This window comes from Enterobacter cloacae complex sp. FDA-CDC-AR_0164 (assembly GCF_003071645.1).
Taxonomy (GTDB): Bacteria; Pseudomonadota; Gammaproteobacteria; order Enterobacterales; family Enterobacteriaceae; genus Enterobacter; species Enterobacter ludwigii.
Map to the genome: position 1 here is coordinate 2862714 of NZ_CP028950.1, position 21442 is coordinate 2884155.

Consider the following 21442-nt stretch of genomic DNA (forward strand, 5'->3'; position numbering starts at 1 on the left):
AAAGACACGGTTCCACCACTCACGATACGACAGGGCTCGCGGTATGCTGTACGGATTTTCTGGCGTTATTTTACAGGGCGCGCTTGTCACCCTTGAGCTGGCTCTCAGCTCCGTGGTGCTGGCGGTGCTGATAGGTCTGGCGGGCGCAGGGGCGAAGCTTTCGGCTAACAAGCCGCTGGCGCTGATTTTTGAAGGCTATACGACGCTGATTCGCGGTGTTCCCGATCTGGTGCTGATGCTTCTGATCTTTTACGGTCTGCAGATTGCGCTTAACAGCGTGACGGACGCTATGGGTATGGGACAAATCGATATCGACCCGATGGTGGCCGGTATTATTACGCTCGGTTTTATCTACGGGGCCTACTTCACCGAAACCTTCCGCGGCGCGTATATGGCTGTGCCGAAAGGCCACATTGAAGCGGCAACCGCATTCGGTTTCACCTCCTCACAGACGTTTCGTCGAATCATGTTCCCGGCCATGATGCGCTATGCGCTTCCAGGTATCGGTAACAACTGGCAGGTTATTCTTAAGGCAACCGCGCTGGTCTCTCTGCTTGGCCTGGAAGATGTGGTGAAAGCGACCCAGCTTGCCGGCAAAAGCACCTGGGAGCCGTTCTACTTTGCGGTGGTATGTGGCGTAATCTATCTGGTCTTTACGACCGCCTCCAATGGTGTGCTGCTTCTGCTCGAACGTCGCTACTCCGTGGGTGTGAAGAGGGCTGATCTGTGATTGAGATTATTCAGGAATACTGGAAATCGCTGCTGTGGACAGATGGCTATCGCTTCACCGGCGTCGCCATTACGCTCTGGCTTCTGATCTCCTCTGTGGTGATGGGCGGCATTCTGGCGGTATTTCTCGCCATTGGTCGTGTGTCGAACAATAAATTTATCCAGTTCCCAATCTGGCTGTTTACCTATGTGTTTCGCGGTACGCCGCTGTACGTGCAGCTGCTGGTGTTCTATTCGGGGATGTACACGCTTGAGATCGTAAAAGGCACTGAAATGCTCAATGCGTTCTTCCGCAGCGGTCTAAACTGTACGGTGCTGGCATTGACGCTCAATACCTGCGCCTATACCACCGAGATTTTCGCAGGGGCGATTCGCTCTGTCCCGTACGGTGAGATTGAAGCGGCGCGTGCGTACGGCTTCTCCTCCGTGAAGCTTTACCGTTGCATCATTCTGCCATCGGCGCTGCGTATTGCGTTACCGGCGTACAGTAACGAAGTGATTCTGATGCTGCACTCCACGGCGCTGGCCTTTACCGCCACGGTGCCGGACTTACTGAAGATTGCCCGGGATATTAACTCGGCAACCTATCAGCCGTTTACCGCATTCGGTATTGCGGCAGTGCTTTATTTGATAATTTCATACGTCCTGATTAGCCTGTTCCGTAAGGCAGAAAAACGCTGGTTGCAGCATATAAAACCTTCTTCGACGCACTGAGAATGATGATGGCTGAGAACAAATTAAACGTTATTGATCTGCACAAACGCTACGGCGAACATGAAGTGCTGAAAGGGGTGTCGCTGCAGGCAAACGCGGGCGATGTCATCAGTATTATCGGCTCATCCGGCTCCGGTAAAAGTACTTTCCTGCGCTGCATTAACTTCCTCGAAAAACCGAGCGAAGGCTCAATTGTGGTGAGCGGGCAGAACATCAATCTGGTGCGTGACAAAGACGGCCAGCTGAAGGTGGCGGATAAAAATCAGCTGCGTCTGTTGCGTACGCGCCTGACGATGGTTTTCCAGCACTTTAATCTCTGGAGCCATATGACGGTGCTGGAGAACGTAATGGAAGCGCCAATCCAGGTGCTGGGTCTCAGCAAACAGGACGCCCGCGACCGTGCGGTGAAATACCTGGCGAAAGTGGGTATTGATGAGCGCCAGCAGATGAAGTATCCGGTACATCTGTCCGGCGGGCAGCAGCAGCGTGTATCCATTGCCCGTGCGCTGGCGATGGAGCCGGAAGTCTTGCTATTCGACGAACCGACCTCCGCGCTGGACCCGGAACTCGTTGGCGAAGTGCTGCGCATCATGCAGAAGCTCGCCGAAGAGGGCAAAACGATGGTGGTGGTGACGCACGAGATGGGCTTTGCCCGGAACGTCTCTAACCACGTCATCTTCCTGCATCAGGGTAAAATCGAAGAGCAGGGGCATCCCGATGAGGTGTTAGCGAACCCGCAAAGCCCGCGTCTGCAGCAGTTCCTGAAGGGGTCTTTGAAGTAGGTTTAACCTTTCCCCTCTCCCTGTGGGAGAGGGCCGGAGTGTGGGCATCAGACCGCACCACACTCCAGTCGATACACCCAGTCGTCATACCGCACACCGTTAATCTCATACGCTTTTTCCAGCACCTGCGTGCGCACAAAACCCGCTTTCTCCAGTACCCGGACTGACCCGCCGTTGTCTGCCAGCACATATGCGTTAATCGCCTTTACACCCGTCTGGTTAAATGCGTAGTCACACACCGCGCGCAGTGCCTCACTGGCGATGCCCTGTCCCTGCACGGCAGGCACGACCGTATAGCCGATATCCGCCTCTTCACGATTTTCAGCGCTGATTTGCAGGCCGATATCGCCCAGCGGGGTCTCTTCATCGCGTAAGCGGATAACGAATACATGCGCTGCCGTCAGTCGTGCGGCAAACAGGCGTCGGGTCTCTTTTTCCGGGGCGATAGCGGCCATATACTGCATGATGGCGCGATCCTCGCGCAGGGCACGGAAAAAAGGCCAGTCAGTGGGTTCGAAGGGCGTGAGGTGGAGCCGGGGAGTGGTAATGGTTGCCATAGATATGCCATTTCGTCGGAACATGGCATATCACTGTAACATTATCTCACCACATCCCCCAGCGCCTCTTCTAAGTCATACCAGCGGAACGCAAACCCGGCCGCTTCCAGCCGTTTTGGCAGGGCCCGTTGCCCGCCTAACACCAGCACGGACGCTTCACCCATCATCAGGCGGATCACCGTAGCAGGCACGCGCAAAATCGCCGGGCGATGCAGGGCATGTCCGAGAGCATGGGCAAACTGTTCGTTTCGCACCGGGTAGGGCGCAACCATATTAAACGGCCCGCGCAGATCGTTATCCAGCAGCCAGAGAATACCGTTGACCATATCGTCGATATGGATCCATGCCAGATACTGACGGCCATTGCCGATTGGCCCGCCAAGACCGAGCCTGAAAGGGGGGAGCATCTTCGCCAGAATGCCGCCTTTCGGGGCAAGGACCACACCGGTGCGGAGCAGGCAGACGCGGGTATGATCGCTTTGCGCAGCACAGGCGATACGCTCCCACTGGGCGCAAAGTTTATGGGTAAACTCGTTGTGGGGCGGCTCTTCTTCCGTTACCACCACCTCGCCGAGATCGCCGTAATACCCTACGGCGGAACCCGAAATGAGAACCGACGGCGGGGTATGACTGTTACGGATAAGCTCAACCAGCTTTTCGGTGAGGGTCCACCGGCTGCTGCACAAGAGCTGTTTTTGCTCTTCCGTCCAGCGCTTATCGGCGATCGGTTCGCCTGCCAGGTTGATGACGGCGTCAAACCCGTCCAGATTCTGCTGCTCGGCCAGATTTCTCCAGATGTCGATACCTGCGCCCAGCACCTGGCGCGCTTTCTCTGGACTGCGCGTCACCACGGTGATGTCGTGATGCAACGCCTGCAGACGCGCAATGAGATGGCGACCAATCAGGCCGGTACCGCCGGTCAGCAAAATCTTCATACAACCTCCAGGGTTACGCCTGGCGTTGCCAGCTTAACGTCATCGAGACGGAATCGGCGTAACGCAGGGCGTGAAGTTTATCGATCTCTACTTCAGCATAAGTGACCCAGTGATGATCGCGTGCGATGTCGAGCACATCCTGAGTTAATTTTTCCAGTAAAGAGAAGCGGTTGTTTTCCACGTACTGGATGATTTTTTTGGTTATCGTGCGGTAGTTCAGCGCATCATTAATGTCTTCGCTGGCCCGCGCTTTCTCAGCCGGGTAGTGGATAACCACATTAATCACGATATCCTGACGGTTGGCGATCTCTTCCTCTTTGATTCCGATGAAGGTGCGTAGGCGTAAATTTTTTATACGAATAATAGCGTCATGCTGTGACATTGCAGGTCTTCTCCGTGTCAGAATTTCCTTCACATAATACATGAGAGCCTCTCCGGCACACACCAGCCACCGGCTTAAATTTGCTGGATTTTTTGCATGGCGCGTTCGGTGGCCGGACGCGTGCGGATTCGTTCAAACCAGTTGTTCACCGCCGGGTAAGACGCCAGGTCAATGCGGTGCTTTTCATGGGTATTCACCCAGGGCCAGCAGGCAATGTCGGCGATGCTGTAATGATCCCCGCCGAGCCACGGTGCTTTCTCCAGCCGACGGTTCAGAACGCCGTATAACCGCTGGGTTTCCACCTGATAGCGTTCGATAGCATAAGGAATCGGCTGTGGTGCGTAGGCAGTAAAATGGTGGTTTTGTCCGAGCATCGGCCCCAGACCGCTCGTCTGCCAGAAAAGCCACTGCAGCGTGTGGTGACGCTCGCGCAACTCTCCGCTCAGCAATTTGCCAGTCTTCTCTGCCAGATAGAGCAATATTTCTCCGGATTCAAACAGGCTCAACGGCTTGCCCCCATCGGCAGGATGGTTATCAATAATGGCCGGGATTTTATTGTTTGGCGATATAGCCAGAAAGAGAGGACTGAACTGATCGCCTTTGCTGATATCCACGCGAATGATCCTGTAATCCAGTTCGGCTTCCTCAAGAAAGAGGGTGATCTTATGGCCGTTCGGGGTAGGGGCATAATAAAGGTCGATCATTCTCAACTCCTGTCAGTGAAAATAGTGACGCCATGAAAAATGAGTATAGGTGGTTGTTGTAAATCGTGAGTTTTCATCAAGTGACAGCGAGGCAAAGAGATTATATGTTGAATGAAAACCGATCAGCCGATGAGGATGTTATGAACCAGCCCGTAATCACGTTATGGTCCGATGCAGATTTCTTTTCTCCCTATGTTCTGAGCGCGTACGTGGCGCTGGCCGAAAAAGGACTGTCATTTACGCTAAAGACGGTGGATCTGGGCGGCGGTGAACATCTGAAACCCCAGTGGCAGGGCTACGCCCTGACCCGTCGCGTACCGGTGCTGGACATTGATGGCTTCGCGCTGAGTGAATCGTCGGCGATCGATGAGTATCTGGAAGATCGGTTCGCACCACCTGAGTGGGAGCGCATCTACCCTCACGATCTGCAAAAACGTGCCCGCGCACGTCAGATCCAGGCGTGGCTGCGCAGCGATCTGGTGCCGATTCGCGTGGAACGCTCCACGGATGTGGTGTTTGCCGGGGTGAAAAAACCGGCGCTGAGTAAAGACGGTGCGGCCAGTGCCCAAAAACTGATCGATACCGCGACTTCTCTGCTGGCTCATGGTAATCCGAATTTATTCGGCGAGTGGTGTATTGCCGATACCGATCTGGCGCTGATGCTGAACCGTCTGATCCTCAATGGGGATGAGGTGCCTCAGCTGCTGGTGGATTATGCTGCGTTTCAGTGGCAGCGCGCCTCAGTGCAGCGCTATGTGGCACTCTCCGCTAAGCGGGCGGGCTGATATAGCCTGACGCTTCAGGTATGATAGGGCAGTCTGATTTCCAGGGAGTGACTGATGAAACTGATGTTTGCGTCTGATATCCATGGTTCGCTGCCCGCGACCGAGCGTGTTCTTTCTCTGTTTGCTCAAAGCGGGGCGCAATGGCTGGTGATTCTGGGGGATGTGTTAAATCATGGTCCGCGCAATGCGCTGCCGGAAGGCTATGCACCGGCGCAGGTAGCGGAAAAACTCAACCAGTATGCTTCGCGCATTATCGCCGTTCGCGGTAACTGCGACAGTGAAGTGGACCAGATGCTGCTGGATTTTCCCATCACTGCCCCCTGGCAACAGGTACTGATGGAAAATAGCCGTCTGTTCCTGACCCATGGTCATCTTTTTAGCCCGGAAAATCTCCCGGCACTGGCGGCTGGCGATGTCCTGGTTTACGGTCATACTCATATTCCGGTGGCAGAAAAACGCGGCGAGATGTATCACTTTAACCCCGGTTCGGTCAGCATACCGAAAGGTGGAAATCCAGCAAGCTATGGCATGCTCGATGAGAATACGTTAAGCGTAATCGCACTTAATGATCAGCAAGTTATTGCGCAAATAGCGATTAATCCGTAAGTTACACCTCAACTGCAAACGCGCCGAAAGAGCGCTTAGACGAGAAGGTTTCCCGATGGTGGAGCAGAGTCATTTGGCAAGTACAGAGTGGGTTGACATTGTCAACGAAGAGAATGAAGTGATCGCGCAGGCCAGCCGCGAACAAATGCGCGCGCAGCGTCTGCGTCACCGTGCGACATACATCGTTGTGCATGACGGGATGGGCAAAATTCTGGTTCAGCGCCGCACGGACACCAAAGATTTTCTCCCTGGTATGCTGGATGCAACTGCAGGCGGCGTTGTTCAGGCGGATGAAGTTCTGCTGGACTCCGCGCGTCGTGAAGCGGAAGAAGAGTTAGGGATTGCCGGCGTGCCGTTTGCCGAGCATGGTCAGTTCTATTTCGAGGACGAACATTGCCGCGTCTGGGGCGGGCTGTTTAGCTGCGTTTCCCATGGCCCGTTCGCCCTGCAGGAAGAAGAAGTAAGCGAAGTGAACTGGATGACGCCGGAAGAAATTACCGCGCGTTGCGACGAGTTCACCCCGGATTCGTTAAAAGCGCTGGCGCTGTGGATGACCCGCAACGCTAAAAACGAATCCACGAAAGCGGAAAAAGAGGAAGAGGCGGAGTAAGCCTCAACAGCTCTCCCGCAGACACAGGCTGGACGCGATAGGTTTATGATCGCGCCAGTCTCCATCATTCAGACGTTCCAGTAACGCGCGTCCCGCTTCAATCCCAATCTTACGATGTGGCACAGCCATGGTCGTCAGCGGTGGCTGACAGACCCGGCTGACGTCGCTATCGCCAAAACCCACCACGGCCAGATCGTCCGGTACTTTTATACGCCGACGCTGGCATTCATAAAGTGCCCCGCAGGCCAGTTCATCCGACACGCACACCAGTGCATCCAGCTCTGGCCACGCCAGCAGGAACTCCGGCAGTTGCGCCGCACCCGTGGAAAAACTCGGTGGCATGGCGGCGTTAATCACCCGGTTTGGTGACATATGGTGGCGAAGCATCGCTTTGTACCAGCCCTGTAAATGCTGCTGGAAAATCCACTGCTCCTGGTTAGCGCACAGCAGGCCAATATTCTGGTAGCCGCGCTTAATAACCATCTCCGTCAGTTCGTACATCGCCGCGACGTTATCAATCCCGATATTCATATCGATAGGATCGGCGCGCATGGCCCCCATTTCCATGACCGGAATGGAGGCGTTTTTCAGCCAGTGGCGGACAGTATCGGAGTGTTCAACGCTGAGCAAAATCGCAGCGGCAATGTTCGACGCCAGCAGCGTCTCCAGCAATTTTTCTTCCTGCTCGAGTCGATGCTGTGATTCGGCCAGCATGATCTGGTAGCCGGCAGGCTGCAGCACCTGCTGAAGCCCGGCGAACATCTCCGAGCAACCGGATTCGGAGAGATTAGGAACGACCATCGCAATCGTCCATGACGATGCCGAGGCCAGCGCGCTGGCAGCGAGATTAGGCATGTAACCCAATTCCTGTACAGCGGCTTCTATTTTTTCTCGCAGTTTATCGGAAACCTGTTCAGGCGTGCGGAGTGCACGGGACACGGTCATCGTGCCCACCCCGGCAAGCTGTGCGACATCGGCGAGTGTCACTTTACCGGTACTGCGCCGTTTTCGGGTTAGAGACATACACCTTCCTGCTGACCAGACGCGTTTTTATTATCATCCTTCGTTTCACGTGAAACGCAGTATACGCCTTAAATCCCTTTTTTTGCTGTGAATTCACACCATGATTACAATTTGATAGCGCTATCACACTTCTGAATGTTAGCGATTGGTAGCGCTATCTTTGTGATCCCGATCGCAGTCAATATGGGATGTGTTGAATAAAGTTTGCTCATCTTTTGCATTGTGGCGGGACGGAGAAATGCTGAAAAAGTGGATATATGATACAACCATCACGCTGCAGGAGAGCGTGGAAAGCTGGCCGCAGGCGCTGGAAATATGCGCGAAACCGTTGCTGGATCTGCAGGTGATTGGCCCGGAATACGTGACGGCCATCATTGAGCAGCATCATGCACTAGGACCTTATTATGTGCTGGCACCAGGGCTGGCCATGCCGCATGCGCGGCCGGAAGAGGGGGCCAAAGGATTAGGCCTCTCATTATTAAAACTGAAAAAGGGAGTCTCTTTTGGTGCCGGCGAGTTCGATCCCGTGGATGTTATTATTATGCTCGCGGCGCCGGATAAACACAGTCACATCGACATGATCTCTGCCCTCGCTGAATTATTTTCCAGTGACGACGATATGGCTGAATTGCATCAGGCGAATACCCTGGAGGACATTAAAACGATTATTGACCGCTTCTGATTTAATTCTCTCATCCGATTTATCACAACATTACGTTTAGCGTGATGGGGCGTGCTCTACTCAAAAAAAGGGGACAACAATGAAAATTATGGCTATTTGCGGTTCAGGCCTGGGCAGTAGTTTTATGGTCGAAATGAATATTAAAAAGGTGCTCAAGAAGCTGGCCATTGACGCCGACGTTGAACACTCCGATCTCTCCTCGGCAACGCCGGGTGCCGCCGATCTTTTCGTGATGGCGAAGGACATTGCCGCCAGTGCCAGCGTGCCGGAAAGCCAGCTGGTGGTGATCAACAACATCATTGATATCAACGAACTCGAAGCGCAGCTCCGCGCCTGGTTCGACAGACAATAATCCTGATAAGGCGAGGTGGATATGTTTATCCTTGAAACGCTGAATTTCGTTGTTGATATATTAAAAGTCCCGTCGGTGCTGGTGGGCTTAATAGCCTTAATTGGCCTGGTCGCTCAAAAGAAATCTTTTTCTGATGTGGTGAAAGGGACCATTAAAACCATACTCGGTTTTATTGTGCTTGGCGGCGGGGCCACGGTGCTGGTTGGGTCATTAAATCCGTTAGGCGGAATGTTTGAACACGCCTTTAATATTCAGGGCATTATTCCCAATAACGAGGCAATTGTTTCCATTGCGCTGGAGAAATACGGTGCCTCTACCGCGCTGATTATGGCATTCGGTATGGTGGCAAATATCATTGTCGCCCGCTTTACGCGTCTGAAGTATATCTTCCTGACCGGGCATCACACCTTCTACATGGCATGCATGATTGGGGTCATCCTCACCGTGGCGGGCTTTGAGGGCGTTGGTCTGGTGTTTACCGGGTCGCTGATCCTCGGTCTGGTAATGGCCTTCTTCCCGGCGCTGGCGCAGCGTTACATGAAGCGCATTACCGGCAACGATGACATTGCTTTTGGTCACTTCGGTACCCTGGGCTATGTTCTCTCCGGCTGGATTGGCAGCAAGTTCGGCAAAGGCTCTCGCTCGACTGAAGAGATGAACCTGCCGAAGAACCTGAGCTTCCTGCGCGACAGCTCTATCTCCATCTCGCTGACTATGATGATCATCTACCTGATCATGGCGGTGAGCGCCGGGCGTGACTACGTTGAGGCGACCTTTAGCGGCGGTCAGAACTACCTGGTCTATGCCATCATCATGGCCATCACGTTCGCCGCGGGGGTGTTCATCATCCTGCAGGGTGTGCGCCTGATTCTGGCGGAAATCGTCCCGGCCTTTACCGGCTTTTCTGAAAAACTGGTGCCGAATGCACGTCCGGCTCTGGACTGCCCGGTTGTCTATCCGTATGCGCCAAATGCGGTGCTGATTGGCTTCCTGTTCAGCTTCCTTGGCGGGCTGGTGGGTCTGTTTATCTGTGGGCAATTCAGCTGGGTGCTGATTCTGCCTGGTGTGGTGCCGCACTTCTTCACCGGCGCTACCGCGGGCGTGTTTGGTAACGCCACCGGGGGACGTCGTGGAGCGATGATTGGTGCGTTTGCCAACGGCCTGCTGATCACCTTCCTGCCGGTTCTGCTGCTGCCGGTGCTGGGGGCAATTGGATTTGCCAATACCACGTTCTCGGACGCTGACTTTGGCGCTGTCGGGATCGTGCTGGGTAACCTGGCGCGCTTCCTGTCGCCGCTTGCCATCACCGGCCTTGTTGTGGCGTTGTTCGCACTGCTGGTGGCGTACAACGTGTTCGCTAAAAACAAATCTGCGGGCGATAACGCGCAGGAAAACACCGGAGCCAAATCATGAATGAGAATGAGATAACCCATCTGGCGCGTCAGATCCGCCTTGAAACGCTGAAAATGCTGACCCTGCTGGGCTTTGGTCACTACGGCGGCAGTATGTCGGTTGTTGAAACCCTGGCCGTGTTGTACGGCGCAGTGATGAAAATTGACCCGGCCGACCCGGACTGGCCAGAGCGTGACTACTTTGTCTTGTCAAAAGGACACGCTGGCCCGGCGCTGTACAGCACCCTGGCGATCAAAGGCTATTTCCCGATGGAAGAGCTGAGCACGCTGAACCAGAACGGTACGCGTCTGCCGAGCCATCCGGACCGGCTAAAAACGCGCGGCGTGGATGCCACCACCGGCTCGCTGGGGCAGGGGATTTCCATCGCCGGTGGAATGGCGCTGTCGCATAAGCTGGCGGGACGTCCCAACCGGGTTTTCTGTATCGTCGGCGACGGCGAGCTGAACGAAGGGCAGTGCTGGGAAGCGTTCCAGTTTATTGCACACCATCGCCTGAATAACCTGACGGTATTCGTTGACTGGAACAAACAGCAGCTTGATGGCGAACTCGACGACATTATCTGTGCGTTCGATCTGGAAGGAAAATTCCGTGCCTTCGGGTTTGACGTGGTGACGGTGAAAGGAGATGACATTCCGGCACTGCTGGAGGTGACATCGCTGGTTCCGGCGGCGGATGCTCGCCCGCTGGTGGTGATCCTCGACAGTATCAAAGGGCAGGGCGTGCCGTATCTGGAGCAACTGAGTAACTCGCACCATCTGCGATTAACCGCCGAGAGCAAGGCGGCCCTCAACGAGACGATTCGCCAACTGGAGGCTTCACATGATTAAGGTTGCACCTGCAGGTCAGAAAGACGCCGTCGAGATGCGTAAAGTCTACGCGGGGTTTGTGGCACAGCAGATTGAAGCCGGGAGCGACATTATCGCCCTCGAGGCGGATCTGATGAGCTCAATGGCGATGGATGGCGTGGCACGTGATTATCCGCAGCATGTGATTAACTGCGGCATCATGGAAGCTAACGTTATGGGGACGGCGGCGGGGCTGTCGCTGACCGGACGCAAGCCGTTCGTGCATACCTTTACCGCCTTCGCCAGCCGTCGCTGTTTCGACCAGCTGTTTATGTCCCTGGACTACCAGCGTAACAATGTGAAGGTCATTGCTTCAGATGCCGGCGTGACGGCCTGTCATAACGGCGGCACGCATATGTCGTTTGAAGATATGGGCATCGTGCGGGGGCTTGCCCATTCGGTGGTGCTGGAGGTAACGGATGCGGTGATGTTTGAAGATGTACTGCGCCAGCTTATTGACCTCGACGGTTTCTACTGGGTGCGTACCATCCGTAAGCAGGCCCCGAGCGTGTATGCGCCGGGTTCGACATTTACGCTTGGCAAGGGCAACGTACTGCGCGAAGGCAGTGACATCACCCTGATTGCCAACGGCATTATGGTGGCGGAAGCGCTTGAAGCGGCGCGTCAGCTCGAACAGGAGGGCGTCAGCGCCGCGGTGATCGACATGTTTACCCTTAAGCCGATTGACCGGATGCTGGTGAAAAACTACGCCGAGAAAACCGGACGTATCGTGACCTGCGAAAACCACAGCATTCATAACGGGCTGGGATCGGCAGTGGCGGAAGTGCTGGTGGAAACCTGTCCGGTGCCGATGCGTCGGGTGGGCGTGAAGGAGCGTTACGGCCAGGTGGGGACACAGGACTTCCTGCAGAAGGAGTATGGCCTGACGGCACACGACATTGTGTCGGCGGCGAGGGAGTTGTTGTAAATAAAAAAGGCGACCCTCGGGTCGCCTTTTTAGTCAGTAACGTATTACTGCTGTTGTGAAGACTGGATCGCGGTCAGAGCGATGGTGTAGACGATATCGTCAACCAGCGCGCCACGGGACAGGTCGTTCACAGGTTTGCGCATACCCTGCAGCATTGGCCCGATGGAGATCAGGTCTGCAGAACGCTGTACCGCTTTGTAGGTGGTGTTACCGGTGTTCAGATCCGGGAAGATGAACACGGTAGCGCGACCCGCAACCGGTGAGTTCGGTGCTTTGGATTTCGCAACGTCAGCCATAACCGCGGCATCATACTGCAGTGGACCGTCGATCATCAGGTCAGGACGTTTTTCCTGCGCCAGACGCGTCGCTTCACGGACTTTCTCTACATCGCTACCTGCACCAGAAGTACCGGTGGAGTAGGAGAGCATTGCCACGCGAGGTTCAATACCGAAGGCAATCGCGGAATCGGCAGACTGAATAGCAATCTCAGCCAGCTGCTCTGCAGTTGGATCCGGGTTGATCGCACAGTCACCGTAAACGTAAACCTGTTCAGGCAGCAGCATGAAGAACACGGAAGACACCAGAGAACTGCCTGGTGCCGTTTTGATCAGCTGCAGCGGTGGACGGATGGTGTTCGCCGTGGTGTGAACCGCACCGGAAACCAGACCGTCAACTTCGTCCTGCTCCAGCATCAGCGTGCCCAGCACAACGTTGTCTTCAAGCTGCTCACGCGCAACGGCTTCGGTCATGCCCTTGCTCTTACGCAGCTCAACCAGGCGCGCAACGTAGCTTTCGCGAACCACTTCCGGGTCGACGATTTCAATACCTGCACCCAGCTCAACGCCCTGAGAGGCAGCAACGCGGTTAATTTCATCCGGGTTACCCAGCAGCACACAGGTCGCGATGCCGCGCTCTGCACAGATGGCAGCCGCTTTAACGGTACGTGGTTCGTCGCCTTCTGGCAGAACAACACGTTTGCCCGCTTTACGTGCCAACTCGGTCAACTGGTAACGGAAGGCCGGAGGAGACAGACGACGGCTGCGCTCGGAGGTTGCCGTCAGGGATTCAATCCAGTCTGCGTTGATGTAGCCCGCAACGTATTCCTGCACTTTCTCGATACGCTCATGGTCATCAACCGGCACTTCCAGGTTGAAGCTCTGCAGGCTCAGAGAGGTCTGCCAGGTGTTGGTGTTCACCATAAAGACTGGCAGGCCAGTGGCGAACGCACGCTCGCACAGCTTGCTTACGCGTGGATCCATCTCGTAAGCACCGGTCAGCAGAATGGCACCGATTTCCACACCGTTCATCGCGGCCAGACACGCAGCAACCAGCACGTCAGGACGGTCAGCGGAGGTCACGAGCAGGGAGCCTGCGCGGAAGTGTTCCAGCATGTGCGGAATGCTACGCGCACAGAAGGTCACAGACTTCACGCGGCGGGTGTTGATGTCGCCTTCGTTAATCACGGTAGCGTTCAGGTGACGCGCCATGTCGATTGCACGGGTAGCAATCAGGTCGAAGCTCCATGGCACCACGCCCAGTACTGGCAGCGGGCTGGAATCCTGCAGAGTCGCCGGATCAACTTTAACCACTTTCGCTTTAGAAGAGTCATCGAAGATTTCGGACAGGTCAGGACGGGTACGACCTTGTTCATCAACCGGTGCGTTCAGTTTGTTAACGATAACGCCGGTGATGTTGGTATTTTTCGCGCCGCCGAAGCTGCTGCGGGTCAGTTCGATACGCTCTTTCAGCTGTTCCTGGTTATCGGTACCCTGGGACATGACGAACACGATTTCCGCATTCAGCGTTTTCGCGATTTCGAAGTTCAGAGACTGAGCGAACTGGTGTTTGCGGGTCGGGACCAGGCCTTCAACCAGCACCACTTCCGCGTCTTGCGTGTTAGCGTGATAGTTGGCGATGATCTCTTCCATCAGCACGTCTTTCTGGTTGCTGGACAGCAGAGATTCAACGTGGCTCATCTTCAGCGGTTCAGCCGCTGGCAGATTGGAGTTCTTACGCACGATGGTGGTGGTCTGGTCTGGCGCATCGCCACCGGCACGAGGCTGGGCGATAGGCTTAAAGACGCTCAGACGAACGCCTTTGCGTTCCATAGCACGGATAACGCCAAGGCTGACGCTGGTCAGACCGACGCTGGTTCCGGTAGGGATCAGCATAATAGTACGGGACACGGTTTATCCTCTTTCGTTACCGCCGACAGGGGGCGGGCTACAAAACAGCACCGCCAGCATTGCTGGCGGTGTGGAATCAGGCAGTCAGGCGGTGCGCGTCTTGCGCGATGACCAGCTCTTCGTTAGTTGGGATAACGATAGCCGGACGGGTGCCTTCTTTGTTGATGAAGCCAGACTTGCCGAAGCGGGCAGCCAGGTTACGCTCGTGGTCAACTTCGAAGCCCAGAACGCCCAGTTTACCCAGGGACAGTTCACGAACCATTGCCGCGTTCTCACCGATACCACCGGTGAAGATAACCGCGTCCAGACGACCGTCCATCAGCGCAGTGTAAGAGCCGATGTACTTCGCCAGACGGTGGCAGTAAACGTCCATTGCACGTTTAGCGTCTGCTTTTTCTGCATAGTTGTCTTCAACATAACGGCAGTCGCTGGTGACTTCGGTCAGACCCAGCAGGCCAGACTCTTTGGTCAGCATTTTGTTGATCTGATCAACGCTCATGCCCAGGGTGTCGTGCAGGTGGAAAATGATCGCCGGGTCGATGTCACCGGAACGGGTACCCATCACCAGACCTTCCAGCGGGGTCAGACCCATGGATGTATCAACACATTTACCGTTGCGGATGGCAGAAACAGAACCACCGTTGCCCAGGTGGCAGGTGATGATGTTAACTTCTTCAACCGGCTTGTTCAGCACTTTAGCGGCTTCCTGAGTCACATAGAAGTGGCTGGTGCCGTGCGCGCCGTAGCGACGAACGCCGTGCTCTTTGTACAGGCTGTACGGCAGGGCATAGAGGTAAGATTCTTCCGGCATGGTCTGGTGGAACGCAGTGTCGAACACAGCCACGTTTTTGTCTTTCAGCTGCGGGAAGGATTTCAGCGCTTCAGCGATACCGATCAGGTGAGCTGGGTTGTGCAGCGGTGCGAAAGAGGCAGAGTCTTTAATGCCCTGAATAACCGTTTCGTCGATAACGACGGAACTGGTGTATTTTTCGCCGCCGTGGACGATACGGTGACCAATCGCAGTCAGCTGAGCAGACAGTTCTGGTTTTTGTGCCAGAATAGTGTTAACGATAAAGTTCAGCGCTTCACTGTGAGCGGCGCCTGCACCTAAAGCCGCTTCCTGTTTGCTGCCGTCCATCTTCCACTTGATACGTGCTTCAGGCAGATGGAAACATTCGGCCAAACCAGAGAGGTATTCGTCACCGTTGAGCGCATCGATGATGGCGAATTTCAGTGAGGAGCTACCGCAGTTCAGAACCAGTACTAACTTACTCGACATGGAAGTACCTATTATTGATACGTGGCTAAAAAAACGTCAGGGAGTCTAAAAGCGTAACGCATAATGACTCAGACATTTATGATTAACATCATGCCAAACGAACATTGTGGCATGATGGAAGAAATACATATGATTTTATGCCATTTTGAACATTTTTCAGCCAATGGCATAATATGCGATAATTTGACGAGTTAATGGTTCTCGTCTAAGGGCCTATCAGGCTGGCACAGAATACCCGATACGGGGTGCTGATGACAAAATATTTTGAACGTTGTCATAGCCTGTTGTGGTTTTGCACGAAAATTTTAATTTTTATATGTGAAGTTGAGGTACAGCCATGTCGACACCAGTGAACCCGTCCGTGAATTTTTTCAGTCTGTTTCGTCGGGGACAGCATTACGCAAAGACGTGGCCAATGGAAAAGCGCCTTGCGCCCATGTTTATTGAGAACCGCACGATCCGCGCCACGCGCTATGCGATTCGCTTTATGCCACCTGTCGCCATCTTTACGCTCTGCTGGCAAATCGCGCTGGGTGGGCAGCTTGGCCCGGCCGTTGCGACGGCACTTTTCGCGTTAAGTCTGCCGATGCAGGGTCTGTGGTGGTTAGGTAAACGTTCTATCACGCCACTCCCGCCTTCTATTTTACACTGGTTTTATGAAGTTCGCGGGAAACTGGAGGAAGCCGGGCAGGCGCTTGCCCCGGTCGAAGGCAAGCCCGATTACCAGGCGCTGGCTGACACGCTCAAGCGCGCTTTTAAGCAACTCGACAAAACATTCCTCGATGACTTGTGATTGATCATCGAAACGACGAATAAAAGAAGGCACAGTAACTCACCGTTACCGTGTCTTTTTTTTACAGTGCAATGCGCTACAGGAGTCGAAAGATGGAAATGACCCATGCTCAACGTCTGATTTTGTCCAACCAGTACAAAATGATGACTATGCTTGATCCCGATAACGCTGAGCGCTACAGCCGCCTGCAGACAATCGTCGAACGTGGCTTTGGTTTGCAGATGCGTGAACTGGACCGCGAGTTTGGTGAGATGAAAGAAGAAACCTGCCGCACCGTGATCGACATTATGGAGATGTATCACGCCCTGCATGTTTCCTGGACCAATCTCAAAGATCAGCAGTCCATTGACGAACGTCGCGTCACCTTCCTGGGCTTTGATGCCGCAACGGAAGCGCGTTATCTGAGCTATGTGCGTTTTATGGTGAACACGGAAGGGCGCTATACCCATTTTGACGCGGGCACACACGGCTTCAATGCGCAGACCCCAATGTGGGAAAAATATCAGCGCATGCTGAGCGTCTGGCACGCCTGCCCGCGCCAGTACCATTTAAGTAACAATGAGATTCAACAAATTATTAATGCCTGACGGAGGTGCTTGTGCAGTGTAGAGGTTTTCTGTTTGATTTGGACGGTACGCTGGTGGATTCGCTGCCGGTTGTGGAGCGTTCATGGTGCCATTGGGCGGACAGACATGGCATTGACCATCAGGAAGTACTGAATTTTATCCATGGCAAACAGGCCATAACCTCATTGCGGCACTTCTTAGCAGGACGTTCTGAGGAAGAGATTCAGGCGGAGTTCAGCTATCTTGAGCACATTGAAGCCACCGACACGGATGGCATCACAGCGCTGCCGGGGGCGCATGAACTGCTTGAACATCTGAACGAAGCCCAAATCCCGTGGGCGATCGTCACCTCCGGCTCGGTGCCCGTTGCCCATGCCCGCCACAAGGCCGCAGGGTTACCGACGCCCGAAGTGTTTATCACGGCAGAGCGCGTGAAGCGCGGCAAGCCTGAACCGGATGCCTTTTTACTCGGTGCCGAACTGCTTGGCCTGGCACCAGCCGATTGCGTGGTGGTGGAGGATGCGGCAGCAGGCGTCCTGGCGGGGTTGAACGCCGGAAGCCACGTCATCGCCGTTAACGTTCCGGCGGGTTCACCCCGCCTGAACGAGGCGGATCTGGTGCTTAACACGCTGACGGCCATCAACGTTGCGAAGGCACCGGACGGAGTTGTAACCGTCTCGCTTAAAATGTAATCCCATGATATAGCCCCACATTGTTGGGGCTTTTTTATGGCAAAATTTTGTCTCCTCCACTGACAAGGATATGTTGTGAACGGTGAACTGATTTGGGTCCTGAGCCTGCTTTTAATCGCCATCCTTCTCTTTGCCTCAGGCAAGGTGCGCATGGATGCCATCGCCTTGTTTGTCATCGTTGCCTTTGTGCTGAGCGGTACGCTCACGCTGCCGGAGGCTTTCTCCGGATTTAGTGATCCCAACGTTATCCTGATTGCCGCCCTGTTTATTATTGGCGACGGGCTGGTGCGCACTGGCGTGGCGACCATTATGGGGTCGTGGCTGGTCAAGGTGGCCGGCAACAGCGAAACCAAAATGTTGATCTACCTGATGCTGACGGTTGCCGGGCTGGGGGCGTTTATGAGCTCCACGGGCGTCGTCGCCATCTTTATCCCGGTGGTGCTGAGCGTCTCCATGCGGATGCAAACCTCACCGTCGCGCCTGATGATGCCTCTGAGCTTTGCCGGGCTTATTAGCGGGATGATGACGCTGGTGGCGACCCCGCCGAACCTGGTCGTCAACAGTGAGCTTATCCGCGAAGGGTTTGAAGGCTTTAGCTTTTTCAGCGTGACCCCACTTGGACTGGTGATTCTGGTGCTGGGTGTGGTCTACATGCTGTTAACTCGTTTTGCCCTGAAGGGGGAAAAACAGGATAAAAGCAAAGACGGCTGGAAACGACGGACCTTCCGCGATCTGATCAAAGAGTATCGTCTGACCGGGCGGGCGCGCCGTCTGGCTATCCGCCCCGGCTCGCCCCTCATTGGCCAGCGTCTTGACGACCTGAAGCTGCGCGAGCGCTATGGCGCGAACGTGATCGGCGTAGAGCGCTGGCGTCGTTTTCGGCGGGTGATTGTTAACGTCAACGGGGTGTCGGAATTCCGTGCACGCGACGTTTTGCTGATTGATATGTCCACCGCCGATGTCGATTTGCGCGAGTTTTGCAGTGAACAGTTGCTGGAACCCATGGTGCTACGTGGGGAGTATTTCTCAGACCAGGCGCTGGATGTCGGCATGGCCGAAGTGTCGCTGATCCCGGAATCAGAATTACTGGGTAAAACCGTGCGCGAAATCGGCTTCAGGACCCGCTATGGGCTAAACGTGGTGGGCTTAAAGCGTGATGGCGTGGCGATGGAAGGGGCGGTAGTGGATGAGCCTATCCTGCTCGGTGATATCTTCCTGGTCGTCGGCAACTGGAAACTGATCGGTCAGCTCGGGCAGAAAGGCCGCGACTTTGTTGTACTCAATATGCCGGTTGAAGAGAGCGATGCTTCTCCGGCGCACAGCCAGGCACCGCATGCGATTTTTTGCCTGGTGTTGATGGTCGCACTGATGCTGACTGACGAAATTCCAAACCCCATTGCGGCCATTATCGCCTGTCTTCTGATGGGGAAATTCCGCTGTATTGATGCCGAAAGCGCCTACAAAGCCATTCACTGGCCGAGCATTATTCTGATTGTCGGGATGATGCCCTTTGCCCTGGCGTTACAAAAAACCGGTGGGGTGGATTTGATCGTCAAGGGACTCATGGACGCAGGCGGTGGATACGGGCCTTACATGATGCTGGTCTGCCTGTTTATCATGTGCGCCACGATAGGCCTGTTTATCTCCAATACGGCCACGGCCGTCCTGATGGCACCCATTGCACTGGCGATGGCGAAATCAATGGGGGTTTCGCCGTACCCGTTTGCCATGATCGTCGCTATGGCGGCATCTGCAGCGTTTATGACTCCGGTCTCGTCACCGGTCAATACGCTGGTGCTTGGCCCGGGAAATTACAAATTCAGTGATTTTGTGAAGATAGGCGTGCCCTTCACCGTGCTGGTGATGGTGGTGTGCGTGATACTGATTCCCGTGCTGTTCCCGTTTTAAACCCTGATGCCGGGGAGCGATGTCGCGACCCGGCATACCGTCAGAGAGGGGAGTCCTGACTGATCTCGTCCAGCGACAAATGGAAGCTCGGCACAAACACCTGCATGAAATAATCCATCTCTTCGCTGCGGCGTGATTCCAGCGTTTTTTCCAGACGCGTTTTCGCCAGCAGAAATTCGTTATTCCCCGCGGACAGCTCTTCCAGACATTTCAGGTAAGCGCATAGCGCATCCGCCTGCTTAACCAGCAATTTTTCCTCTTCCGTGTACTGATGCTCATCAATCAGCGGCTCAAAAATATCGCGCAGCTCGTCCGGCACCATGTCGATCAGTTTCTGCTGAGCAATCTTCTCAATGGCCTTATATTCCTGGGCTATCTGCGAGTTGAAATATTTCACGGGTGTCGGTAAATCCCCGGTCAGCACTTCCGAGGCATCGTGATACATCGCCAGCAGGGCAATACGCTCAGCGTTAACCTGCCCGTTGAATTTCCGGTTTTTAATGGCAGCCAGAGCGTGAGCGACCATCGCAACCTGCAGACTGTGCTCCGACACATTCTCAGTGCGGACATTGCGCATCAGCGGCCAGCGGTTGATCAGTTTAAGGCGGGAGAGGTGGGCAAAGAAATGACTCTGACTCATAGGTTACCTTTTGTCTTCACTGCGACAGACTTCATTGTGCGGGGAGGGGAGGCAAGATGCAAATCAGGCTACCGAAGTAGCCTGATTTTAAGATTACTGGTGGTAACCTGAGAGGAAACGTCCAAAGCGGCTGATGGCCATCTCGAGGTCATCTTCACGCGGCAGGGTAACGATACGCACGTGATCCGGCCATGGCCAGTTAAAGGCGGTACCCTGAACCAGCAGCACTTTTTCCTGCAGCAGGAAATCGAGCACCATCTTCTGGTCGTCATGAATATTAAAGCGTTTCGCGTCGATTTTCGGGAACATGTAGAGTGCGCCGTTCGGCTTCACGCAGGAGACGCCTGGAATATCGTTGATAAGCTCCCACGCGCGGTTACGCTGCTCATATAAACGCCCGCCCGGCACGATAAACTCGCTGATGCTCTGATAGCCGCCGAGTGCGGTCTGGATAGCATGCTGCGCCGGCACGTTGGCACATAAACGCATAGAGGCGAGCATTTCCAGCCCTTCAATATAGCCTTTCGCATGTTTTTTCGGGCCGTTTAAGACCATCCAGCCCTGACGGAAACCGGCCACACGGTAGGTTTTAGACAGGCCGTTAAAAGTCACGGTCAGCAGGTCCGGAGCCAGTGCGGCGATAGAGTGGTGCTGCGCCGCGTCATACAGGATCTTGTCGTAAATTTCGTCGGCAAAGATGATCAGGTTGTGCTGGCGGGCGATCTCCACGATCTCCATCAGCAGCTCTTTTGAGTAGACCGCGCCCGTTGGGTTGTTCGGGTTAATAATGACGATGCCGCGCGTGCGTGGGGTAATTTTCGCGCGAATATCATCGAGATCCGGGAACCAGTCAGAGGACTCATCGCAAAGATAGTGCACGGCTTTACCGCTGGACAGGGATACGGCCGCCGTCCACAGCGGATAATCCGGCGCGGGAACCAGCATTTCGTCGCCGCTGTTCAGCAGCGCCTGCATGGCCTGCACGATCAGCTCAGAGACGCCGTTGCCGATATAGATATCTTCAACGGTAACATCACGCATATCGCGCGCCTGGTAGTGCTGCATGATGGCTTTTCGTGCGGAGTAAAGTCCTTTTGAATCGCAATAGCCTTGCGCAGTAGGCAGGTTGCGGATCACATCAACCAGAATTTCATCCGGCGCTTCAAAACCAAATGGCGCAGGGTTACCAATGTTGAGTTTCAGAACCTTATTGCCTTCTTCTTCAAGGCGTTTAGCCTCTTTCAGAACCGGGCCACGGATGTCGTAACAGACGTTATCTAGCTTGCTGGATTTTTCGATAGGGGACATGAACCTTTAACCTTTTCGCGATT

Annotated in this window: 24 protein-coding genes; 15 read left to right on the forward strand and 9 right to left on the reverse strand. The window is 54.6% G+C overall.

All coding sequences use genetic code 11. The features are described 5' to 3' along the window. Nucleotides 1–43 precede the first annotated feature (43 nt). The 3 genes from AM410_RS14100 to hisP are packed head-to-tail and all read left to right on the forward strand — an operon-like array spanning nt 44 to nt 2225. Nucleotides 44–730, forward strand: a complete 687-nt coding sequence (locus tag AM410_RS14100; RefSeq protein WP_020883127.1) for a histidine ABC transporter permease HisQ — start codon at nt 44–46, stop codon at nt 728–730. Then, nucleotides 727–1443, forward strand: coding sequence for an ABC transporter permease (locus tag AM410_RS14105; protein WP_008502590.1), 717 nt, complete (start codon nt 727–729; stop codon nt 1441–1443). The genes AM410_RS14100 and AM410_RS14105 overlap by 4 nt, the downstream gene beginning before the upstream one ends. Before the next feature lie 8 nt (nt 1444–1451). Beyond that, complete coding sequence (gene hisP / locus AM410_RS14110) at nt 1452–2225, forward strand: histidine ABC transporter ATP-binding protein HisP (RefSeq protein ID WP_020883129.1); 774 nt, start codon at nt 1452–1454, stop codon at nt 2223–2225. Between the two features lie 47 nt (nt 2226–2272). Here hisP and AM410_RS14115 read toward each other — a convergent pair whose 3' ends face one another. The 4 genes from AM410_RS14115 to yfcG form a co-directional block, all read right to left on the reverse strand. Further along, a complete protein-coding gene (locus tag AM410_RS14115; RefSeq protein ID WP_079231823.1) occupies nt 2273–2782 on the reverse strand; it encodes a GNAT family N-acetyltransferase in 510 nt (169 codons plus the stop codon). Between the two features lie 41 nt (nt 2783–2823). Continuing rightward, nucleotides 2824–3717: a TIGR01777 family oxidoreductase gene (locus tag AM410_RS14120; protein ID WP_014171021.1), complete on the reverse strand. Its 894-nt coding sequence runs from the start codon at nt 3715–3717 to the stop codon at nt 2824–2826. Between the two features lie 13 nt (nt 3718–3730). Next, a complete protein-coding gene (folX, locus tag AM410_RS14125) occupies nt 3731–4099 on the reverse strand; it encodes a dihydroneopterin triphosphate 2'-epimerase (protein ID WP_020883131.1) in 369 nt (122 codons plus the stop codon). Between the two features lie 74 nt (nt 4100–4173). Then, nucleotides 4174–4803: a GSH-dependent disulfide bond oxidoreductase gene (gene yfcG, locus AM410_RS14130; protein ID WP_020883132.1), complete on the reverse strand. Its 630-nt coding sequence runs from the start codon at nt 4801–4803 to the stop codon at nt 4174–4176. Between the two features lie 140 nt (nt 4804–4943). On the opposite strand from yfcG, the gene yfcF reads away from it, so the two are divergent. From yfcF to yfcD, 3 genes are read left to right on the forward strand one after another with little or no spacing between them, the layout of a single operon-like run. Beyond that, nucleotides 4944–5588, forward strand: coding sequence for a glutathione transferase (yfcF, locus tag AM410_RS14135; RefSeq protein WP_032681959.1), 645 nt, complete (start codon nt 4944–4946; stop codon nt 5586–5588). Between the two features lie 54 nt (nt 5589–5642). Beyond that, nucleotides 5643–6194, forward strand: coding sequence for a phosphodiesterase (gene yfcE / locus AM410_RS14140; protein ID WP_014171017.1), 552 nt, complete (start codon nt 5643–5645; stop codon nt 6192–6194). 55 nt (nt 6195–6249) lie between these two features. Beyond that, nucleotides 6250–6804 (forward strand): NUDIX hydrolase YfcD, encoded by a 555-nt coding sequence (gene yfcD / locus AM410_RS14145; protein WP_108647986.1) that lies wholly within the window; start codon nt 6250–6252, stop codon nt 6802–6804. A gap of 3 nt (nt 6805–6807) precedes the next feature. Here the strand turns inward: yfcD and AM410_RS14150 are convergent, their stop codons facing one another. Further along, on the reverse strand, nt 6808–7827 hold the full coding sequence (locus AM410_RS14150; protein ID WP_014171015.1) for a LacI family DNA-binding transcriptional regulator: 1020 nt from the start codon (nt 7825–7827) through the stop codon (nt 6808–6810). Nucleotides 7828–8065: 238 nt separating this feature from the next. Between AM410_RS14150 and AM410_RS14155 the strand changes: the two genes are divergently transcribed. From AM410_RS14155 to AM410_RS14175, 5 genes are all read left to right on the forward strand, one after another. Beyond that, the gene (locus AM410_RS14155; RefSeq protein ID WP_025203579.1) at nt 8066–8509 is read left to right on the forward strand and encodes a PTS sugar transporter subunit IIA; all 444 of its coding nucleotides are present in this window, start codon (nt 8066–8068) and stop codon (nt 8507–8509) included. 79 nt (nt 8510–8588) lie between these two features. Then, complete coding sequence (locus AM410_RS14160; RefSeq protein ID WP_014171013.1) at nt 8589–8861, forward strand: PTS sugar transporter subunit IIB; 273 nt, start codon at nt 8589–8591, stop codon at nt 8859–8861. 21 nt (nt 8862–8882) lie between these two features. After that, on the forward strand, nt 8883–10274 hold the full coding sequence (locus AM410_RS14165; protein ID WP_020883137.1) for a PTS ascorbate transporter subunit IIC: 1392 nt from the start codon (nt 8883–8885) through the stop codon (nt 10272–10274). Further along, nucleotides 10271–11101, forward strand: coding sequence for a transketolase (locus AM410_RS14170; RefSeq protein WP_049022768.1), 831 nt, complete (start codon nt 10271–10273; stop codon nt 11099–11101). Before AM410_RS14165 ends, AM410_RS14170 begins: the two co-directional genes overlap by 4 nt. Further along, nucleotides 11094–12047 (forward strand): transketolase family protein, encoded by a 954-nt coding sequence (locus AM410_RS14175; RefSeq protein WP_040018039.1) that lies wholly within the window; start codon nt 11094–11096, stop codon nt 12045–12047. Before AM410_RS14170 ends, AM410_RS14175 begins: the two co-directional genes overlap by 8 nt. Before the next feature lie 44 nt (nt 12048–12091). Here AM410_RS14175 and pta read toward each other — a convergent pair whose 3' ends face one another. Both pta and ackA read right to left on the reverse strand, forming a co-directional pair. Next, nucleotides 12092–14233, reverse strand: coding sequence for a phosphate acetyltransferase (gene pta / locus AM410_RS14180; RefSeq protein WP_014171009.1), 2142 nt, complete (start codon nt 14231–14233; stop codon nt 12092–12094). 76 nt (nt 14234–14309) lie between these two features. Continuing rightward, entirely contained in the window at nt 14310–15512 is a 1203-nt protein-coding gene (ackA, locus tag AM410_RS14185) for an acetate kinase (RefSeq protein WP_040018038.1), read from the reverse strand. 337 nt (nt 15513–15849) lie between these two features. Here ackA and yfbV point away from each other — a divergent pair, with 337 nt between their 5' ends. The 4 genes from yfbV to AM410_RS14205 all read left to right on the forward strand — a co-directional run bounded on the left by yfbV (nt 15850) and on the right by AM410_RS14205 (nt 19471). Then, on the forward strand, nt 15850–16305 hold the full coding sequence (gene yfbV / locus AM410_RS14190) for a terminus macrodomain insulation protein YfbV (RefSeq protein WP_025203582.1): 456 nt from the start codon (nt 15850–15852) through the stop codon (nt 16303–16305). A 92-nt stretch (nt 16306–16397) separates the two neighbouring features. Next, nucleotides 16398–16892 carry a YfbU family protein gene (locus AM410_RS14195; RefSeq protein WP_020883140.1) on the forward strand — a complete coding sequence of 165 codons (495 nt, stop codon included), beginning with the start codon at nt 16398–16400 and terminating at the stop codon, nt 16890–16892. Nucleotides 16893–16903: 11 nt separating this feature from the next. Further along, the gene (locus AM410_RS14200; protein WP_025203583.1) at nt 16904–17563 is read left to right on the forward strand and encodes a sugar phosphatase; all 660 of its coding nucleotides are present in this window, start codon (nt 16904–16906) and stop codon (nt 17561–17563) included. 75 nt (nt 17564–17638) lie between these two features. Beyond that, on the forward strand, nt 17639–19471 hold the full coding sequence (locus AM410_RS14205; RefSeq protein WP_014171004.1) for an SLC13 family permease: 1833 nt from the start codon (nt 17639–17641) through the stop codon (nt 19469–19471). A gap of 40 nt (nt 19472–19511) precedes the next feature. On the opposite strand, the gene yfbR is transcribed toward AM410_RS14205, so the two are convergent. Together yfbR and alaA are read right to left on the reverse strand one after the other, a co-directional pair. Then, on the reverse strand, nt 19512–20111 hold the full coding sequence (yfbR, locus tag AM410_RS14210) for a 5'-deoxynucleotidase (protein ID WP_014171003.1): 600 nt from the start codon (nt 20109–20111) through the stop codon (nt 19512–19514). A 93-nt stretch (nt 20112–20204) separates the two neighbouring features. After that, complete coding sequence (gene alaA, locus AM410_RS14215) at nt 20205–21419, reverse strand: alanine transaminase AlaA (protein WP_014171002.1); 1215 nt, start codon at nt 21417–21419, stop codon at nt 20205–20207. Nucleotides 21420–21442 lie beyond the last annotated feature (23 nt).

Excerpts from the sequence above, each read along its gene's own strand:
- AM410_RS14100 (WP_020883127.1), top strand. The coding sequence starts at position 44 with ATGCTGTACGGATTTTCTGGCGTTATTTTACAGGGCGCGCTTGTCACC.
- AM410_RS14155 (WP_025203579.1), top strand. The coding sequence starts at position 8,066 with ATGCTGAAAAAGTGGATATATGATACAACCATCACGCTGCAGGAGAGC.
- alaA (WP_014171002.1), bottom strand. The coding sequence starts at position 21,419 with ATGTCCCCTATCGAAAAATCCAGCAAGCTAGATAACGTCTGTTACGAC.
- yfbV (WP_025203582.1), top strand. The coding sequence starts at position 15,850 with ATGTCGACACCAGTGAACCCGTCCGTGAATTTTTTCAGTCTGTTTCGT.
- yfcG (WP_020883132.1), bottom strand. The coding sequence starts at position 4,803 with ATGATCGACCTTTATTATGCCCCTACCCCGAACGGCCATAAGATCACC.
- yfcD (WP_108647986.1), top strand. The coding sequence starts at position 6,250 with ATGGTGGAGCAGAGTCATTTGGCAAGTACAGAGTGGGTTGACATTGTC.
- AM410_RS14160 (WP_014171013.1), top strand. The coding sequence starts at position 8,589 with ATGAAAATTATGGCTATTTGCGGTTCAGGCCTGGGCAGTAGTTTTATG.
- AM410_RS14170 (WP_049022768.1), top strand. The coding sequence starts at position 10,271 with ATGAATGAGAATGAGATAACCCATCTGGCGCGTCAGATCCGCCTTGAA.
- AM410_RS14150 (WP_014171015.1), bottom strand. The coding sequence starts at position 7,827 with ATGTCTCTAACCCGAAAACGGCGCAGTACCGGTAAAGTGACACTCGCC.
- ackA (WP_040018038.1), bottom strand. The coding sequence starts at position 15,512 with ATGTCGAGTAAGTTAGTACTGGTTCTGAACTGCGGTAGCTCCTCACTG.
- AM410_RS14195 (WP_020883140.1), top strand. The coding sequence starts at position 16,398 with ATGGAAATGACCCATGCTCAACGTCTGATTTTGTCCAACCAGTACAAA.
- folX (WP_020883131.1), bottom strand. The coding sequence starts at position 4,099 with ATGTCACAGCATGACGCTATTATTCGTATAAAAAATTTACGCCTACGC.
- AM410_RS14175 (WP_040018039.1), top strand. The coding sequence starts at position 11,094 with ATGATTAAGGTTGCACCTGCAGGTCAGAAAGACGCCGTCGAGATGCGT.
- yfcF (WP_032681959.1), top strand. The coding sequence starts at position 4,944 with ATGAACCAGCCCGTAATCACGTTATGGTCCGATGCAGATTTCTTTTCT.
- yfbR (WP_014171003.1), bottom strand. The coding sequence starts at position 20,111 with ATGAGTCAGAGTCATTTCTTTGCCCACCTCTCCCGCCTTAAACTGATC.
- hisP (WP_020883129.1), top strand. The coding sequence starts at position 1,452 with ATGGCTGAGAACAAATTAAACGTTATTGATCTGCACAAACGCTACGGC.
- AM410_RS14165 (WP_020883137.1), top strand. The coding sequence starts at position 8,883 with ATGTTTATCCTTGAAACGCTGAATTTCGTTGTTGATATATTAAAAGTC.
- AM410_RS14115 (WP_079231823.1), bottom strand. The coding sequence starts at position 2,782 with ATGGCAACCATTACCACTCCCCGGCTCCACCTCACGCCCTTCGAACCC.
- yfcE (WP_014171017.1), top strand. The coding sequence starts at position 5,643 with ATGAAACTGATGTTTGCGTCTGATATCCATGGTTCGCTGCCCGCGACC.
- AM410_RS14120 (WP_014171021.1), bottom strand. The coding sequence starts at position 3,717 with ATGAAGATTTTGCTGACCGGCGGTACCGGCCTGATTGGTCGCCATCTC.